Annotated in this window: 18 protein-coding genes; 10 read left to right on the top strand and 8 right to left on the bottom strand. The window is 69.4% G+C overall.

Annotated elements, in window-relative coordinates:
• Positions 1-11 precede the first annotated feature (11 nt).
• Genes CGZ93_RS05360 through CGZ93_RS05350 form a run of 3 tightly spaced genes read left to right on the top strand, consistent with a single transcriptional unit; the run spans position 12 to position 1491 of the window.
• Positions 12-596, top strand: a complete 585-nt coding sequence (locus tag CGZ93_RS05360; protein WP_094363121.1) for a GH-E family nuclease — start codon at positions 12-14, stop codon at positions 594-596.
• 35 nt (positions 597-631) lie between these two features.
• Positions 632-1054 carry a hypothetical protein gene (locus tag CGZ93_RS05355; protein ID WP_094363120.1) on the top strand — a complete coding sequence of 141 codons (423 nt, stop codon included), beginning with the start codon at positions 632-634 and terminating at the stop codon, positions 1052-1054.
• Positions 1051-1491 (top strand): tetratricopeptide repeat protein, encoded by a 441-nt coding sequence (locus CGZ93_RS05350; RefSeq protein WP_229117215.1) that lies wholly within the window; start codon positions 1051-1053, stop codon positions 1489-1491. The genes CGZ93_RS05355 and CGZ93_RS05350 overlap by 4 nt, the downstream gene beginning before the upstream one ends.
• Before the next feature lie 67 nt (positions 1492-1558).
• Here the strand turns inward: CGZ93_RS05350 and CGZ93_RS19710 are convergent, their stop codons facing one another.
• Positions 1559-1684, bottom strand: coding sequence for a hypothetical protein (locus tag CGZ93_RS19710; RefSeq protein ID WP_267489714.1), 126 nt, complete (start codon positions 1682-1684; stop codon positions 1559-1561).
• Between the two features lie 70 nt (positions 1685-1754).
• Here CGZ93_RS19710 and CGZ93_RS05345 point away from each other — a divergent pair, with 70 nt between their 5' ends.
• Positions 1755-3050 carry an MFS transporter gene (locus CGZ93_RS05345; protein WP_229117214.1) on the top strand — a complete coding sequence of 432 codons (1296 nt, stop codon included), beginning with the start codon at positions 1755-1757 and terminating at the stop codon, positions 3048-3050.
• 3 nt (positions 3051-3053) lie between these two features.
• Here the strand turns inward: CGZ93_RS05345 and glmM are convergent, their stop codons facing one another.
• The 5 genes from glmM to CGZ93_RS05320 form a co-directional block, all read right to left on the bottom strand.
• Positions 3054-4403: a phosphoglucosamine mutase gene (gene glmM, locus CGZ93_RS05340; RefSeq protein ID WP_094363118.1), complete on the bottom strand. Its 1350-nt coding sequence runs from the start codon at positions 4401-4403 to the stop codon at positions 3054-3056.
• 96 nt (positions 4404-4499) lie between these two features.
• Positions 4500-5024, bottom strand: coding sequence for a 30S ribosomal protein S9 (gene rpsI, locus CGZ93_RS05335; protein WP_094363183.1), 525 nt, complete (start codon positions 5022-5024; stop codon positions 4500-4502).
• A gap of 17 nt (positions 5025-5041) precedes the next feature.
• Positions 5042-5503 (bottom strand): 50S ribosomal protein L13, encoded by a 462-nt coding sequence (rplM, locus tag CGZ93_RS05330; RefSeq protein ID WP_094363117.1) that lies wholly within the window; start codon positions 5501-5503, stop codon positions 5042-5044.
• 285 nt (positions 5504-5788) lie between these two features.
• On the bottom strand, positions 5789-7054 hold the full coding sequence (locus CGZ93_RS05325; protein WP_094363116.1) for a citrate synthase: 1266 nt from the start codon (positions 7052-7054) through the stop codon (positions 5789-5791).
• 129 nt (positions 7055-7183) lie between these two features.
• A complete protein-coding gene (locus CGZ93_RS05320) occupies positions 7184-7468 on the bottom strand; it encodes a YccF domain-containing protein (RefSeq protein ID WP_094363115.1) in 285 nt (94 codons plus the stop codon).
• 97 nt (positions 7469-7565) lie between these two features.
• On the opposite strand from CGZ93_RS05320, the gene trmB reads away from it, so the two are divergent.
• The 6 genes from trmB (at position 7566) to CGZ93_RS05285 (ending at position 13847) form a co-directional block, all read left to right on the top strand.
• On the top strand, positions 7566-8282 hold the full coding sequence (gene trmB, locus CGZ93_RS05315) for a tRNA (guanosine(46)-N7)-methyltransferase TrmB (protein ID WP_094363114.1): 717 nt from the start codon (positions 7566-7568) through the stop codon (positions 8280-8282).
• Positions 8279-9088: a tRNA pseudouridine(38-40) synthase TruA gene (gene truA / locus CGZ93_RS05310; protein ID WP_094363113.1), complete on the top strand. Its 810-nt coding sequence runs from the start codon at positions 8279-8281 to the stop codon at positions 9086-9088. The genes trmB and truA overlap by 4 nt, the downstream gene beginning before the upstream one ends.
• A complete protein-coding gene (locus tag CGZ93_RS05305; RefSeq protein WP_094363112.1) occupies positions 9081-9674 on the top strand; it encodes a class I SAM-dependent methyltransferase in 594 nt (197 codons plus the stop codon). Before truA ends, CGZ93_RS05305 begins: the two co-directional genes overlap by 8 nt.
• 576 nt (positions 9675-10250) lie before the next feature.
• Complete coding sequence (locus CGZ93_RS05295; protein ID WP_094363111.1) at positions 10251-10433, top strand: CsbD family protein; 183 nt, start codon at positions 10251-10253, stop codon at positions 10431-10433.
• A gap of 149 nt (positions 10434-10582) precedes the next feature.
• The gene (locus tag CGZ93_RS05290; protein ID WP_094363110.1) at positions 10583-11194 is read left to right on the top strand and encodes a superoxide dismutase; all 612 of its coding nucleotides are present in this window, start codon (positions 10583-10585) and stop codon (positions 11192-11194) included.
• 88 nt (positions 11195-11282) lie between these two features.
• Positions 11283-13847, top strand: a complete 2565-nt coding sequence (locus CGZ93_RS05285; RefSeq protein WP_094363109.1) for a PEP/pyruvate-binding domain-containing protein — start codon at positions 11283-11285, stop codon at positions 13845-13847.
• Here the strand turns inward: CGZ93_RS05285 and CGZ93_RS05280 are convergent.
• Together CGZ93_RS05280 and CGZ93_RS05275 are read right to left on the bottom strand one after the other, a co-directional pair.
• Positions 13838-14470, bottom strand: coding sequence for an arylamine N-acetyltransferase family protein (locus tag CGZ93_RS05280; protein WP_094363108.1), 633 nt, complete (start codon positions 14468-14470; stop codon positions 13838-13840). The genes CGZ93_RS05285 and CGZ93_RS05280 overlap by 10 nt on opposite strands.
• Complete coding sequence (locus CGZ93_RS05275) at positions 14467-15651, bottom strand: glycosyltransferase (protein WP_324252433.1); 1185 nt, start codon at positions 15649-15651, stop codon at positions 14467-14469. Before CGZ93_RS05275 ends, CGZ93_RS05280 begins: the two co-directional genes overlap by 4 nt.
• Positions 15652-15805: the final 154 nt, after the last annotated feature.

Below are 15805 nucleotides of genomic sequence, written 5' to 3'. Positions count from 1 at the left end.
AGGCGGGCCGGATGAGCGGCAAGGGCAAGGTCGTCAAGGGCGCGGGCGGCTTCATCCTCAAATATGCCGACGAGTTCCTGCGCATCCCCAAGCAGTTCACCAAGGGGGCCAAGAGCGCCGACGAGGTGGCCCAGCGGATCGCCAAGAGTGGCGCCGACACGTCCAAATTGGCCAAGGCCAGCAAACTGCGGAACAAGTTTCTCGGCAAGACCCCCGGCAAGCTCTCCGACACCGGCCAGAGGGTGTTCAAGCGGATGGCCGACGAGGGCAAGATCTTGGACAAGTATGGACGCCCGATCAATCCGGCCGACTATCCCAACGGGATCACCAAGTCAGACCTCAACAAGCTGCACGTCCGCGACTCAACCGGGAAACCGCGACCACTCAGCAAGTGCGACATGGGGCACAACCCCAAGGACGCGGTCGACTACTGGACCGAGACCGGTCACCGCCGAACACCGCAGCAGAACACGGATTGGATGAACGACCCAAAGAATTACGAATTCGAATACGGCCCCGACAATTGGGCCAAGGGCCGCGCCAACCCCAACCGGTACGGCAACGCCAGCCCCACCGGTGGCGCCGACGTCCCTTGACCCTAGAGTTTGACCCCGACCGATGGGAGAGGAACATGACGCGCAAACCCCTCACTGATGACTTCATCGACGCCATCGCACCGTTCGACGAGCAGGCTGAACAGGCGATCGGGGCTGGCGATGGGACGGCCCTCGCCGCGGCCACGGAACAGATCTGGGACCGGATGCCCACTCCACGGACAGAACACGACCTCCAGGCGCTGGTGGGTTGGTGCACCAACTCGCTGCAAGACCTCGGCAACTGGACCGCGTTGCAGAAGTGGGTTCCCCGCTACGCCGAGCAGTACGGCGATGACGACCCGTCGACGCGGGTGCTGACGGGCATCTCGGCCTACCACGACGGCGACCGGGCCAAGGCCCAGGAGATTCTGGCCGGGGTGCTGGCCGACTTCGGCCCGAGTGCCTTTGAGGGCAACACCGAGTATCTGCGGGTCGCCAAGGGCGGGCAGCTGTCGTGACCGAGACCCCGGCGGTCCTGCCCCAGCACCTCGCCGACGAGATCGACGAGCTGGCCGAGGCCGGTACCGAGCTGCTCGAGGAGGGAGAGTGGGACGCCGCCCTCGCCCGCTTCCGGGCCGGGCTGGCCCTGGTGCCCGAGCCAAAACGGCACTGGGAGGCCGCCACCTGGTTCAACGCCTCGATCGGCGACGCGCACTTCTTCGCCGAGCGGTACGCCGACGCCCGCGACGCGTTCTATGAGGCCACCCAGTGCCCCGGCGGCCTGGGCAACCCCTACATCCAGCTCCGGCTCGGGGAGAGCGAGCTCGAGCTGGGCAACGAGGAGGCCGCCGCCAACGGGCTGATCGGGGCGTACATGTCGGAGGGCGAGGAAATCTTCGCCGACGAGGACCCGAAATACCTGGCGTTCCTGCGCCGCCGCGGCCTGATCTCCTGAGCGGCAGAACTCCGCGCACCCGCGCACCGGTCAACGGACCGGGGGTCGGAGCGGTGACCGAGACCCGCTAGAGCGGGCCCTGCTCGGCGTCGGCGGCGAGCCGGAAGATCTGCGCGGGGATGGTCAGGTCATAACCGACCACCGGGCTCACCCCGAGGATCACGACGTGGTGCAGCCGATTCGCCTCCGCCATGGCCAGATCCTTTCTCATTGTGTCAATCCGGCCACTCGACGCCGGCTCGGGGACGCGGGAGAATTCTCGGGTGAGTGATGAGATCGACACCGCCGTGCGGCCGGTCGGGAACCCCCGGCGGGCGTCGGCCTGGCCGTGGGTGGTCGCCGCCGTCTCGCTGGTGGCGCTGATGGGGGCGGCCGGGTTCCGGGCGGCGCCCGGGGTGCTGATGCAGCCGCTGGAGGAGGAGTTCGGCTGGTCGCGGGCCACCATCGGCACCGCGGTCGCAATCAACCTGATGCTCTACGGGCTGTTCTCCCCCTTCGCCGCGGCGCTGATGGAGCGCTTCGGGATGCGCAAGGTGGTCTGCTTCGCGCTGGTGATGGTGTCGCTCGGCAGCGGGCTCACGCTCTGGATGGCGTACGCCTGGCAGCTGATGCTGCTGTGGGGGGTCGCCGTCGGGGTGGGCACCGGCTCGATGGCCCTCACCTTCGTCGCCACCGTGACCTCGCGCTGGTTCGTCAGGCACGCGGGGCTGGTCAGCGGTGTGCTCACCGCCGGCGGCGCGGCCGGCCAGCTGGTGTTCCTACCGTTGATGGCCTGGCTCGCCACCAACCACGGGTGGCGTACCGCCTCAGGGTTGATCGCGCTGGCCGCCCTGGCGGTGGTGCCGTTGGCGCTGTTCGGGCTGCGGGAGAACCCGGCCGACGTGGGTACCGTGCCCTGGGGGGCCGACCCGAACTCCCCCGCGCCGGCGCCGCCGCGGGTGGGCAGCTCGGCCGGGCGCGCGCTGAGCACCCTGCGCGAGGCCGCCCGGCACCCGACGTTCTGGCTGCTGGCCGGCTCGTTCGCGATCTGCGGGGCGTCCACCAACGGGCTGGTGGGCACCCACTTCGTGCCGGCCGCGCACGACAACGGGATGCCGATGGAGCTGGCCGCCGGACTGCTGGCGCTGATCGGCATCTTCGACATCGCCGGCACCGTCGCCTCGGGCTGGCTGACCGACCACGTCGACCCGCGCTGGCTGCTGGCCACCTACTATCTGTTGCGCGGGCTCTCCCTGCTCGCCCTGCCCAGCCTGCTCGGGCCGACCACCACCCCGCCGATGTGGGCATTCGTGGTGTTCTATGGCCTGGACTGGGTGGCCACGGTGCCGCCGACGGTGATGATGTGCCGCCGCGCGTTCGCCAGCGACGGGGCGATCGTGTTCGGCTGGGTGTTCGCCTCGCACCAGATCGGTGCGGCGATCGTGGCCAGCGCCGCCGGGCTGCTCCGGGACCGGATGGGCGACTACCACTGGGCGTGGCTGGGCTCGGGCATGCTGTGCGTGCTGGCCACCGTGATGTGCCTGGCGCTGCGCCATCAACCGCGGGTTGTGCCCGCCTGAACCTCAGAGGGTGAGGGTCTCGCGGACCTTGTCGGCGAGCCGGTCGGCGACGCGCTGCGCCCGGTCGTGGCTGTCGGCCTCGACCATCACCCGGACCAGCTGCTCGGTGCCCGAGGGGCGCAGCAGCACCCGGCCGGCCTCCCCGAGCTCGCGGGAGGCGGCCTGCACCGCCTGCACCAGCTCCGGGTCGATCCCGGCGCGGGACTTGTCCACCCCGGACACGTTCACCAGCACCTGCGGCATCCGGGTCATCACCCCGGCCAGCTCGGCCAGCGGCTTGCCGGTGGAGGCCATCCGGCCCATCAGGTGCAGGCCGGTGAGCACCCCGTCGCCGGTGGTGGCGAACTCGCTCATCACCACGTGACCGGACTGCTCACCGCCCAGGGTGAACCCGTTGGCCCGCATCGACTCCAGGACATACCGGTCGCCGACCTTCGTCTGGTCGACGGTGATCCCGTTCTCGCGCATGGCGCGGACGAAGCCGAGGTTGCTCATCACGGTGGCGACCACGGTGTCGTTGACCAGCTTCCCGGCCTGCTGCATGGCGAGCGCCAGCACCGCCAGCACCTGGTCGCCGTCGACGAGCGTCCCGCTGGCGTCGACCGCCAGGCAGCGGTCGGCGTCCCCGTCCAGGGCGATACCGAGGTCGGCCCCGTGCTCGACCACCGCGGCCTGCAGGTCGGCCATGTGGGTGGAACCGCAGTTGTCGTTGATGTTGGTGCCGTCGGGCTCGGCGTGGATCGCGGTGACCCGGGCGCCGACCTGCTCGAACGCGGCAACGGCGGTGTGGTGTGCGGCCCCGTTGGCGCAGTCCACGACCACGTGGATGCCGTCCAGGCGTACGCCGGCGAGGCTGGCCGCCAGGTGGTCGACGTACTTGTCGACCAGTTCATGGCCGGTCCGTACCCGACCCACACCGACGCCGACCGGACGCTGCCAGGGCTCGCGCATCCGCGCCTCGATGGCGTCCTCGACCGCGTCGTCCAGCTTGGAGCCGCCGCGGGAGAAGAACTTGATCCCGTTGTCGGGCATCGGGTTGTGGCTGGCCGAGAGCATCACGCCGAGCTCGGCGCGGGTGCTGTTCACCAGGTAGGCCACGCCAGGGGTGGGCAGCACCCCGACGTGCACGACGTCCACCCCTGCGCTGGCCAGTCCGGCGATCACCGCGGCCTCGAGGAACTCCCCGGATGCCCGCGGATCGCGGCCGACCAGAGCGGTCGGCCGAGCGGCCCGGAAGGCCCCGGCCTCGCCCAGCACGTGTGCCGCGGCCACGGACAGGTCCAGGGCGAGCTCGGCGGTCAGGTCAACGTTTGCCCGACCGCGTACGCCGTCGGTCCCAAAGAGGCGGCCCAAAGAACTTCTCCTCGCTGAATCGGTGCAGAAGGATGAAACCACACGCCGCCCCCAACACCCGGGAACCGAGCGGATTGGGGGCGGCGGTGGCGATGATCAGCGCTTGCTGTACTGCGGAGCCTTGCGGGCCTTCTTGAGACCGGCCTTCTTGCGTTCCTTGATCCGGGCGTCCCGGGTCAGCATGCCGGCCTTCTTCAGCGACGGGCGCGAGGCCTCGGCGTCGACGGCGTTCAGCGCGCGGGCCACGCCCAGGCGCAGGGCGCCGGCCTGACCGGTCACGCCACCGCCGTGCAGGCGCGCGATCACGTCATAGGAACCCTCGACCTGGGCGGTCGCGAAGGGCTCGGAGACGATCTGCTGGTGCACCTTGTTCGGGAAGTAGTCGTCCAGGGCGCGGCCGTTGATGTTCCACTGGCCGGAGCCCGGCACGATGCGGACGCGGGCGATGGCCTCCTTGCGACGGCCGGTGGCCTGCCCCGGGGCGACCACGGCCGGACGGCTGGTGGACTGGGCCTGACCGGAGGGCGCGCCGGCCTCGGAGCGGTAGGCGATCTCACGCTCGCCCTCGGTGAACGGGGTCGCGCCCTCGAGGGCGTCGTTCTCGGTGGTGTTCTCAGACATCTGCTGTTCTCCCGGCTTCACTGAGCGTTCTGGGCGGTCTGGGCGATCTGGGTGATCTGGTACGGCTGCGGCTGCTGGGCGGTGTGCGGGTGCTCGGGCCCGGCGTACACCTTGAGCTTCTTCATCAGCTTCCGGCTCAGCCGGTTCTTCGGCATCATGCCCCAGACCGCGAGCTCCACGGCCTTCCGCGGGTCGTTGTCGAGCAGTTCGCCATAGGGGGTCTGGCGCAGGCCGCCGGGCCGACCGGAGTGCCGGTAGGCCATCTTGTCGGTCCGCTTCTGACCGGACAGGGCGATCTTGGAGGCGTTGACGATGACCACGAAGTCACCGCCGTCGACGTGCGGGGCAAAGGTCGGCTTGTGCTTGCCGCGCAGCAGCGTGGCGGCGGTGGTGGCAAGGCGACCCAGCACCACGTCAGAGGCGTCGATGACGACCCAGTTGCGGTCGATCTCGCCGGGCTTCGGGCTGTACGTGGACACGCAAACCTTCTTCATCTCGAAGCTGATCTCTCAGCAGGCTGGCAGTTCAGCACCCGGTGCCCTGGCTCCACGGCACGAGAGACGCGCCGGATCCGGCACCGCTTCTCGAAACCGAAGGTTTCGGACAGGCGAGGCGGTTCGCGGTGAACCACCCCCGTTTGCGACCGAGCGCAACAGCGAGAAACTGTACGCCCCAGGGGCGGCCAGCGGCAAATCGAGTGGCGCACGCCGCAGAAGCAACAGGGCCGCCCCCGGACGGAGACGGCCCTGCTGGAGCAGCGAAGGTCAGGCCTGCTTCTGGTACTTCCGCTCGGTCTCGCCGATGTACACCTGACGCGGGCGACCGATCTTGTTGTCGGGATCGGTCATCATCTCGCGCCACTGGGCGATCCAGCCGGGCAGCCGGCCCAGCGCGAACAGCACGGTGAAGTAGTTCATCGGGAAGCCGAAGGCCTCATAGATCAGGCCGGTGTAGAAGTCGACGTTCGGATACAGCTTGCGCGACTTGAAGTAGTCGTCGTTGAGCGCGACCTCCTCCAGCCCCTTGGCGATGTCGAGCAGTTCGTTGTCGGTGCTGGCCAGGATCTCGTCGGTGTGCTTCTTCACGATCGTGGCGCGCGGGTCGTAGTTCTTGTAGACCCGGTGACCGAAGCCCATCAGCTTGACCCCGTCCTCCTTCTTCTTCACCTTCTCCATGAAGGTGGCGGTGTCGTTGTCGGAGTCCTTGATTGCGTTCAGCATCTCCAGCACCGCCTGGTTGGCGCCGCCGTGGCGGGGGCCCCACAGGGCGTTCACACCGGCCGCCACCGAGGCGTACAGGTTTGTGTCCGCGGAGCCGACCAGGCGCACGGTCGAGGTGGAGCAGTTCTGCTCGTGCTCGGCGTGCAGCACGAACAGGGTGTCCATCGCCTTGACCTGGCTCTCCTCGACCGAGTCACCGAAGCACATGCGCAGGAAGTTCTCCACGTAGCCGAGCTCCAGGTCGGGCTCGATGAACTCCTGGCCGGTCACGTGGCGGAAGATGTACGCCGCCAGGGTCGGCACCTGCGCCAGCATTCGCACCGTGGCCGCCTCGACCTGCTTCTCGTCGCGCACCGCCACCGTGTCCTGGGCGTAGGACTCGAGCACCATGATCCCCGCGGACAGGATGGCCATCGGGTGGGTGCTGCGCGGGAAGGCCGAGAAGAGGTTCTTCACGTCCTCGTGCACCTTGCGCTCGGCGAGGATGCGCTGCTCGAACTCCTCGAGCTCGGCGGAGCTGGGGAGCTCGCCGTGGATGACCAGGTAGCAGACCTCCAGAAAGTGGGAGTTCTCGGCGAGGTCGTCGATCGGATAGCCGCGGTAGCGCAGAATGCCCTGGTCACCGTCGATGAAGGTGATCCGGGAGACGCAGCTCGCGGTGTTCGTGAAGCCCGGGTCCAGCGTGGTGTTCCCGGTCTCCTTCATCAGCGAGCTGATGCCGTAACCGCTGTTGCCCTCCGTGGCCTCCGTGAGCGGCAGTTCAACCCTCTTGTCCCCGGCCTGGAGCACCGCAACATCGTCGTTCGACATTTTTCTCCCTTGATTCGTAGCTTCGGGGCCCACCCTAACGGCATCGGGGCCGTGGGAGGGAACCAGTCCGAGCACTCCTCGACGCACCGCCACGCCGCGCCCGCCGGGCGTGGTGCAGCAGACGCGGGCTCAGATCGGGATCGGCGGCACACTGCCCGGCGGGACGCTGCGCGAGTCGACGATCTCCTTACCGAACGGAAAGCAGGTGATCGGGATCATCTTGATGTTCGCGATCGCCAGCGGGATGCCGACGATGGTCAACGCCTGCGCCACCGCGGTGGTCACGTGGGTGGCCGCGATCCCCATCGGGATGGTGATGATGAAGACGCAGGCGATCAGCCCGAACAGGAAATGGCTGAGCGACAGCCAGATGCCGCCGGTGATCAGCCAGATGACGTTCAACAGGGTCTTCATCGCGGTTCCTCCAGCCCTCGGGGCTGTGCCCTCATTGTCCCCGATGCCCGAAAACGCTGGCCGGCGAGGTGCGGCCGGGCCGCTAGAGTCGGCGATCATGACCGACGCCGAGCCCAGGACCCGCCGCGAGGTGGTGTCGTTCGTGCGGCGCAGCACCCGGATGAACCCGAGCCAGCAGCGGGCGTGGGACAACCGCGAGCGTTGGCTGGTCGAGGTGCCGCGGCGGGAGACCTCCACCTCGGTGGCCCACACCGCCGCGGTGGACTGGGCGGCGGAGTTCGGTCGCGTGGCCCCGCTGGTGGTGGAGATCGGATCGGGCACCGGAGACTCGCTGGTGGCGATGGCCGCGACCGCCCCCAACCATGATCACGTCGCCTTCGAGGTGTTCCGCCCGGCGATCGCCGCGACCATGATCAAGATTGAGCAGGCCGGGATCGACAACGTACGCCTGGTCGACGCCGACGGGGTGGACGGACTGCGGGAGCTGTTCGGCGACGGGCAGCTCAGCGAGCTGTGGACCTTCTTCCCCGACCCGTGGCACAAGGCGCGCCACCACAAGCGACGGCTGGTCTCCACCGAGTTCGCCGAGCTGGTCCGCAGCCGTCTGGTTGTGGGCGGTCGGTGGCGGATCGCCACCGACTGGGCCGAATACGCCGAGCACTGCCGCGCGGTGCTCGACGAGCACCCCGGCCTGGTCAACGAGCACGCCGGTCCAGCACCGCGACCCGCGCAGCGGCCGGTCACGAAATATGAGCGCCGCGGTCTGCAGGCCGGCCGCCAGGTGGTCGATCTGGTCTATCGGAGGGTGGCGTGAGCACCCGCTGGCGACTCGACATCTCCTATCACGGCAGGGAATTCTCCGGCTGGGCGGCCCAGCGGGGTCGGCGTACCGTGCAGGGGGTGCTGGAGCACTGGATCACCCAGGTGCTGCGGCTGGACGAGCCGGCCGCTCTGGTGTGTGCCGGGCGCACCGACGCCGGAGTGCACGCTCGTGGGCAGGTCGCCCACCTGGACCTGCCGACCGACTGGCCCGAGGTGGACCAGTTGCAGCGGCGACTGTCGCGGGTGCTGCCGCGCGATGTGGTGGTACGCCGGGTCGCGGTCGCCCCGGCCGATTTCGACGCCCGGTTCGGCGCGGTGTGGCGACGCTATGTCTACCGGTTCGACGATTCCGGGGCCCCGGACCCGCTGCTCGCCGACCACGTGCTCGCCGTGCGGCACCCGCTCGACGTGGAGGCGATGAACGCCGCCGCCGAGCCCCTGATCGGCCTGCACGACTTCGCCGCCTTCTGCAAACGGCGTGAGGGGGCCACCACCATCCGCACCCTGCTGGAGCTGCGGGCGGTACGCCACCAGGGGCGGGTGGAGTTCACCGTGCGCGCGGACGCGTTCTGCCACTCGATGGTGCGCTCGCTGATGGGGGCGATGACGACCGTTGGTGGCGGTCGCCGGGACGCCGAGTGGTTGCGTTCGGTGCTGGCCACCCCACACCGGGCGAACACGGTGCCGGTGCTGCCGGCGCACGGGCTGTGCCTGGAGGAGGTCGGCTATCCGGCCGACGATCAGCTGGCGGCCCGGGCCGACCGGGCCCGGTCGAAGCGGGAGACGAGCGATGAGTGAGCACTATTTCCACACCCCCGAGGGGCCGCTGCGGCGCCGCGAGGTGACGGCGACGATCTTCGACACCGACTATCGGTTCGCCACCGCCAACGGGGTGTTCTCCAGCGACGGGCTCGACCTCGGCACGCAGGTGCTGCTGCGCACCTTTGCCGCGCCGACCGAGGCCCACCGGCTGCTCGACCTGGGCTGCGGCTGGGGGCCGATCGCGGTGGCCCTGGCCGACCAGTGCCCGGGCGCCGTGGTGGATGCGGTGGACACCAACGAGCGCGCATTGTCCCTGTGTGCGGAAAACGCGGCCACCGCCGGGGTGGCCGACCGGGTCCGCACCCTGCTCCCCGATCAGGCCGATCCCGAGGCTCGCTATGACGAGATCTGGTCCAATCCGCCGATTCGGATCGGCAAGGAGGCGCTGCACGCGTTGCTGCTCACGTGGTTGGACCGGCTGACCGAGCACGGGGTGGCCCGGCTGGTGGTCGGTCGCAACCTAGGTGCGGATTCCCTGCAGCGCTGGCTCGACGAACAGGGCTGGGCCTGTCACCGGGTCGCCTCGGCGAAGGGGTTCCGGGTCTTCACCGTCACTGGTTAGGGTCGGCGTACGCTTCCACGAAAGGACAATGATGTCGGTGGACGAACCGCAACCCAAGGAAAAGCAGCAGGGCAACGAATTCTGGCGAGATATCAAGCCGATCGAGGACTCGATGCGCAAGGGTTCCCTGCCAGAGTCCTATCTGGCGGACGCGGCGACCGATGACGAGCGCTTCGATGTCCCGTTCACCGAGACGGTGAGTCGCGGCCGTTGTGGATCTCGATCCAGCAGAACCGCTGGTGCGACGAGTAGTACGCCGCAAAGCCCGGCCTGGCGAACCGGCACTACCACCCCGCCCAGGTGTTCGCGTACACGATCTCGGGCAGGTGGGGCTATCTGGAACATGACTGGGTGGCCGGGCCGGGTGACTTCGTCTACGAAACCCCGGGCTGTTCGACGTGTTCGACCATGTGGAGCTGTGCAAGGAGCACTACGAGAAGGTCGGCATCGGCGCCGACTACATCGACCGACTGATGCGCTGACCAAGTTGAAAACCCTTGGTTTTGTCGACACCGGGGGCTAGGTTCGAAGTCACCACGGCGACCCCCGCCGCTGGCCGAACAAGGAGGTACGGGCATGGGAGTGGGCGACAAGATGGAGAACACCGGCGACAAGCTTGGCGGCAAGGTCAAGGAAGCCGCCGGCAAGGCGACCGGCAACGAGCGCCTCGAGGCCGAGGGCAAGGGTGATCAGGCTAAGGGCGGCATGAAGCAGGCCGGCGAGAACATCAAGGACGCCGGCAAGGACGTCACTCGCTGACAACCCGGTGAGGGGTACGCCCGGTCGTCACGGTGGCGGAGCCTGTCGAAGCCACCCGACCGACACCGGGCGTACCCCCCCCCCGCTGTCTCACCGAGGCCGGCCCCATAGAGTGGGCGGGTCAGCCCTGATGACTAGCACCAAGGAGCATCATGACCTACACACTTCCTGATCTGCCCTACGACTACAGCGCACTGGCTCCGCACATCGCGCCGGAGATCATGGAGCTGCACCACGACAAGCACCACGCGACCTATGTGAAGGGCGCCAACACCGCTGTCGAACAGATCGCCGAGGCGGTCGACAAGGGTGACTTCGCCACCATCAACAAGCTCGAGAAGGACCTCGCGTTCAACCTGGGCGGCCATATCAACCACTCGGTGTTCTGGACCAACATGTCCCCCGAGGGTGGCGGCGAGCCGACCGGTGAGGTCGGCGAGGCGATCGGCGCCGACTTCGGCGGCTACGAGACCTTCCAGAAGATGTTCACCGCCAACGCGCTGGGCGTCCAGGGCTCCGGCTGGAGCGTGCTCGCCTACGACACCCTGGGTCAGCGGCTCAACCTGCTCCAGGTGTTCGACCACCAGGGCAACCTGCCCGCGGGCCAGGTGCCGGTGCTGCTGCTCGACATGTGGGAGCACGCGTTCTATCTGCAGTACAAGAACGTGAAGCCCGACTTCGTCAAGGCGTGGTGGAACGTCGTCAACTGGGACGACGCCAGCAAGCGTCTCGCCGCCGCGAAGGCCGCCAAGGTCTTCTGAGCAACGTCTGAAGCACAGCGAACTGGCCGGCCCCCCTGGGCCGGCCTTTTTGCTGCCCCGGACGGCCCGACGGGTCTACCGTGGAGGAATGGAGTGCATCCGGGAGCTGGCGGCGCTCCGCAGCTCGGATCTGCCGCTCGCCGACGGCAAGGGCGCGAACCTCGCGGAACTGGTCGCCGCCGGGCTTCCGGTGCCGGACGGGTTCGTCCTGACCACCGACGCCTATCGCCACTTCATCCACGCGAACGACTTCGCCGACCGGATCCGCGAGCTGGTCACCTCGCACGCACCCGAACGCGCCGCAGCCGAGATCGCCCGTCTGTTCGGCGAGGGCGAGCTCCCCTCGGAGGTGGGCTCGATGCTCACCGAGGCGTACGCCCGGCTCGGCGAGCAGGCCGCGGTGGCGGTCCGCTCCTCGGCCACCGCCGAGGACCTGGCGGACGCGTCCTTCGCCGGTCAGCAGGAGACCTTTCTCAACGTACGCGGGGGTTCCGCGCTGACCCGCGCGGTCCGCGACTGCTGGGCCTCGCTGTGGAGCACCCGCGCGATCAGCTATCGCGCGGCGCACGAGGTGCCGGGTGAGCTGGCGCTGGCGGTGGTGGTGCAACGGCTGGTGGACGCCCGCTGCGCCGGGGTGATGTTCACCGCCAACCCGACCAACGGCCGCCGCGACGAGACGGTGCTGTCGGCCGCCTGGGGGTTGGGTGAGTCGGTGGTGGCAGGGACGGTGGACACCGAGAACGTCGTGCTGCGGTCGGGCCGGGTGGTCGAGCGCACGGAGGTCGAGCAGACGAGCCTCACCGCCCGGACCGAGGACGGGGTGGCCACGCGACCGACCAGCCCGCAGCAGCGTGCCCGCGCCGTGCTGAGCGACGCCGAAGCGGTGGCGCTCGCCGGGCTGGGTGCCAGGGCGGCGGCCCACTTCGGCGCTCCGCAGGACCTGGAGTGGGCGATCGATCTCGGTGGTGACCGCTGGCTGGTGCAATCGCGACCGATCACCGCCCTGCCCGCCGAGACCGGACCGGCGCCCACCGAGTGGCCGGCCCCAAAGCGGCACGACGTGTTCATGCGGGCCAGCATCACCGAACAGCTGCCGGACCCGCTGTCCACGCTGTTCGCCGACCTGGCCGAGCAGCTCGTCATCCCCGGGATGATGGACACGGTCAACAGCTACTTCGGCCCGCAACGACTCTTCTCCGACAGGGACATCTCGTTCGTCACCATCAACGGTTTCGGCTATTACGGCTACCGCAATGCCCTGTTCCTGAAGGCCGTGCTGATCGCCCCCTGGGCGATCCGGGTGATGACCACCGAGCTGGGCCGGCGGAAGTGGCAGCAGGTGTTCCATCCGCGCTATCGGGCGGTGGTGCAGCGTTGGCGGGGCCAAGAACCGCGCGCCCTGGCGGCGGTCGAGCTGCTCGACGGGGTGCAGGAGCTGGTCCGGGCGGGGTTCGCGTACTACACCTCGGTGCAGACGATCATCCCCGAGGCGGTCACCAGCGAGCTCGGATTCACCCACTTCTATGATCGGCTGGTGAAGCGGAGCGGGGACCCTCGGGCCGAGGATTTCCTGCTGGGCCTCGAATCCGCACCGATCCGCGCCGACGAGTCGGTGCACCGGCTGGCGCAGTGGTGCCGCACCCACCCCGAGTTGGCCGCGGCCCTGCAGCGCGCCGGAGCCGCCGCCGACGCGTCGGTCCCCGACGGGGTGGACGCGGTGCTGTGGCAGCAGTGGCGTGATCGCTTCGCCGAGCACCTGGAGCGATTCGGGCACGCGGTCTACAACCTGGATCTGGTCAACCCGGTGGCGGCCGACGACCCGACGCCGGTGCTGGACGCGTTGCGGTTCTATCTGGCCGACCCGTCCGTCGACCCGGCGGCCCGCCGGGAAAAGTTGAACCAGCGCCGGATCGCCGCCCGCGAGCGGATCCTCGCGCGCCTGCGCGGGCCCCGGCGGGCGCTGTTCACCCGACTGCTGCGCAGCGCCAACAGCATGGGTCCGGTCCGCGAGGACGCCCTGGCCGACATCGGGCTGGGCTGGCCGACGGCCCGGGCGTACGCCGCAGAGCTCGGCCGGCGGCTGGTCGCCAGCGGTGCGCTGGCCGAACCCGAGCACGTCTACTGGCTCAGGCTGGGCGAGCTGAGGGCGGCGGCCGCGGAACTGGACGACGGGCGGACGCCGGCACCGGCCAGGGATCAGGTGCACCGACGGCTGGCCGAGTGGCGCGGACGCCGTCTCGTGACACCCCCGGCCATCATTCCCGAGCGCTCCCGCTGGCACGTGTGGGACCGCTGGATGCCCACCGTGATGGGAGATCAGAGCGGCGACCAGCTGCGCGGCACCGGGGCGAGCGGCGGTCAGGTGACCGGCACGGCGCGGGTGGTGCGCGGCCCGGAGGACTTCTCGGGGATGCAGCCGGGGGAGATCCTGGTCGCCGCGATCACCACCCCGGCCTGGACGCCGCTGTTCGCGCTGGCCGCCGGCGTGGTCACCGATGTGGGCGGCCCGCTCAGCCACTCCTCCATCGTCGCGCGGGAGTACGGGATCCCGGCCGTGCTCGGCACCACCGTGGCCACCGCCCGGATCCGCACCGGTGACCGGATCGCCCTGGACGGCGAGAAGGGCACCGTCACCCTGCTCGATCAGTCCTGATCGACCCGGCTGCCGAACTCGCGGTTCATCCACCGGGGCAGGGGTTCTCCGGTGAGCAGGGACTTCCAGCACGCGAACGCGGTGAACACGATCATGCCGTTGTTCGTGTTCAGATAGGTGAATGGGCCGAACGGCAGCACCTCGGTGACGGGCACGAACTCCACGGCACCGGGACCTGCGTCGGCGCGGGAGGCGCAGACGTCCAGGGTGCGCCCGTCGACGGTGACCCTGACCCACATGTGCCCCATCCGCCACCACGGGTTGATGTCCTGACGGACCCGGGTGGCGAACACCCGCTCGGCCCGGAAACCCAGTGCCACAAGGATCTCCCACAGCGCCGAGTTGTACTGGTTGCAGTAGCCGCGGGAATTGGCGAACGCCATCGCCGGCGACTCCCAAAGGTTGAGGATCGAATAGCGGGTGAACTTGTGGTGCACCAGGCGGCGGGCGAAGTCGACCAACTCCCAACCCTCGAGTCCGCTGGCGCGACAGGCGGCGATCGCGTCGCTGACGCTGCGCACCCCCTCCGGGTACGCCCGTTGCGGGCGAGGTGCGCGCAGCACCACCGGGGCCAGTGCGACCGCCGTCAGGCCAGCCGCCGAACCGATCGTCCTCCACCTCATCGTTGACCTCCTTGGTCACCGCTCGCCAGCCGTCCGCGCACCCGGTCACGCCACAGGGATCGATAGGGCACCGCGCGCCCCAGTCGCTGGTGCAGCTCCAGCATCCGCTGCACCGAACGCGACCAGTCGTACTGCTCGGCCCGCACCCGCGCCGCGCGCCTGGTCAACGCCGCCGGCCGGGCGGCCATCCGCTCGATCGCGTCGGCGATGCCGATCGCATCGGGACTCCCCCACTCTCCACACGTCGCGTCGACCAGCTCGCGGGCGCCACCCCGGTTGGAGGTGACCACGGGCGTACCGCAGGCCAGCGCCTCCAGCACCGCCAACCCGAAGGTCTCGGCGGGACAGACCGACAGCGAGGCGTCGGCGGCGGCGTACGCCTCGGCCACGGCCGCCCGCCCGGAAAGGTAACCGTGGAAGAAGACCGGGGCGTTGCCAGCGATCGCCACCAGCTCGTCCTTGTGCGGGCCCTCGCCATAGACGTCGAGACGCAGGGGTACGCCGCGGCGGTGCAACTCGACGGCCCCGGCGACCGCCAGGTGCGGCGACTTCTCCCGGCTCAGCCGCCCGACGTAACAGAGCTTGAGCACGCCGTCGTCGGTCGGGGACCCGGCGCCGGGGGTGAAGGTGCGCAGGTCCACCCCGAGCGGGACCTTGACCAGGTTGGCGCCGGTGTTGTGGAACTCGTCGGCGGCGTACTGGCTGGTGACCACCACCGCATCGAAGGACTGGGCCAATCGCCGGTTCAGCGCGCCCACCGCGGTCTCCACGCCGAACTGGCGGCGCAGCCACAGCCCCAGCATCGCGTCGAGGCGTTCGTGGCTGAACAGCACCGAGCCGATCTCGCGACGCCGCGCCCAGGCGGCCACCGGGGACAGCGTCCACTTGTCGGAGACCTCGACGGTGGTCGGGCGGAACCGGTCCAGGGCGGCCAGCGCCCGCCAGGGTTGCGCGATCATCCGGTACGCCGAGTTGGGCAGGTGCGGGGAGTCCACCTCGACCAGGATCCCGTGTGCGGTCTCGGTGGTGCGATCCCGTTCACCGGGGACCACCAGAACCCGCTCGTGGCCAGCCGCCACATAGCCGGTGCCGAGGCTCTCGATCGCCTGCCGCATCCCGCCCGAGACGGGCCCCACGAAGTTCGCCAGCTGGGCGATGCGCAGGCGCTCGGGGGGCTCGATCACCCCGTAAGCCTAGTCGGCACCTCTGCTCAGGACGGGAACGGCACCGCCGGGAGAACCCCGGCGGCGCCGACCTGTCGAACTGACTCAGGTGAAGCGAGAACCGATCAGGCGAAGACGCCGACCCCCTCGGCCTCGTTCTTGGACTTCCACT

It is taken from the genome of Enemella dayhoffiae (assembly GCF_002250625.1).
Classification (GTDB): Bacteria; Actinomycetota; Actinomycetes; order Propionibacteriales; family Propionibacteriaceae; genus Enemella; species Enemella dayhoffiae.
Note: the sequence above shows the minus strand (reverse complement) of the source record. Positions and strands in the feature narration are given on the sequence as shown.

Excerpts from the sequence above, each read along its gene's own strand:
- CGZ93_RS05285 (WP_094363109.1), top strand. The coding sequence starts at position 11,283 with ATGGAGTGCATCCGGGAGCTGGCGGCGCTCCGCAGCTCGGATCTGCCG.
- CGZ93_RS05360 (WP_094363121.1), top strand. The coding sequence starts at position 12 with ATGAGCGGCAAGGGCAAGGTCGTCAAGGGCGCGGGCGGCTTCATCCTC.
- CGZ93_RS19710 (WP_267489714.1), bottom strand. The coding sequence starts at position 1,684 with ATGGCGGAGGCGAATCGGCTGCACCACGTCGTGATCCTCGGGGTGAGC.
- rpsI (WP_094363183.1), bottom strand. The coding sequence starts at position 5,024 with ATGTCTGAGAACACCACCGAGAACGACGCCCTCGAGGGCGCGACCCCG.
- CGZ93_RS05325 (WP_094363116.1), bottom strand. The coding sequence starts at position 7,054 with ATGTCGAACGACGATGTTGCGGTGCTCCAGGCCGGGGACAAGAGGGTT.
- CGZ93_RS05355 (WP_094363120.1), top strand. The coding sequence starts at position 632 with ATGACGCGCAAACCCCTCACTGATGACTTCATCGACGCCATCGCACCG.
- CGZ93_RS05280 (WP_094363108.1), bottom strand. The coding sequence starts at position 14,470 with ATGAGGTGGAGGACGATCGGTTCGGCGGCTGGCCTGACGGCGGTCGCA.
- CGZ93_RS05295 (WP_094363111.1), top strand. The coding sequence starts at position 10,251 with ATGGGAGTGGGCGACAAGATGGAGAACACCGGCGACAAGCTTGGCGGC.
- trmB (WP_094363114.1), top strand. The coding sequence starts at position 7,566 with ATGACCGACGCCGAGCCCAGGACCCGCCGCGAGGTGGTGTCGTTCGTG.
- CGZ93_RS05320 (WP_094363115.1), bottom strand. The coding sequence starts at position 7,468 with ATGAAGACCCTGTTGAACGTCATCTGGCTGATCACCGGCGGCATCTGG.
- CGZ93_RS05305 (WP_094363112.1), top strand. The coding sequence starts at position 9,081 with ATGAGTGAGCACTATTTCCACACCCCCGAGGGGCCGCTGCGGCGCCGC.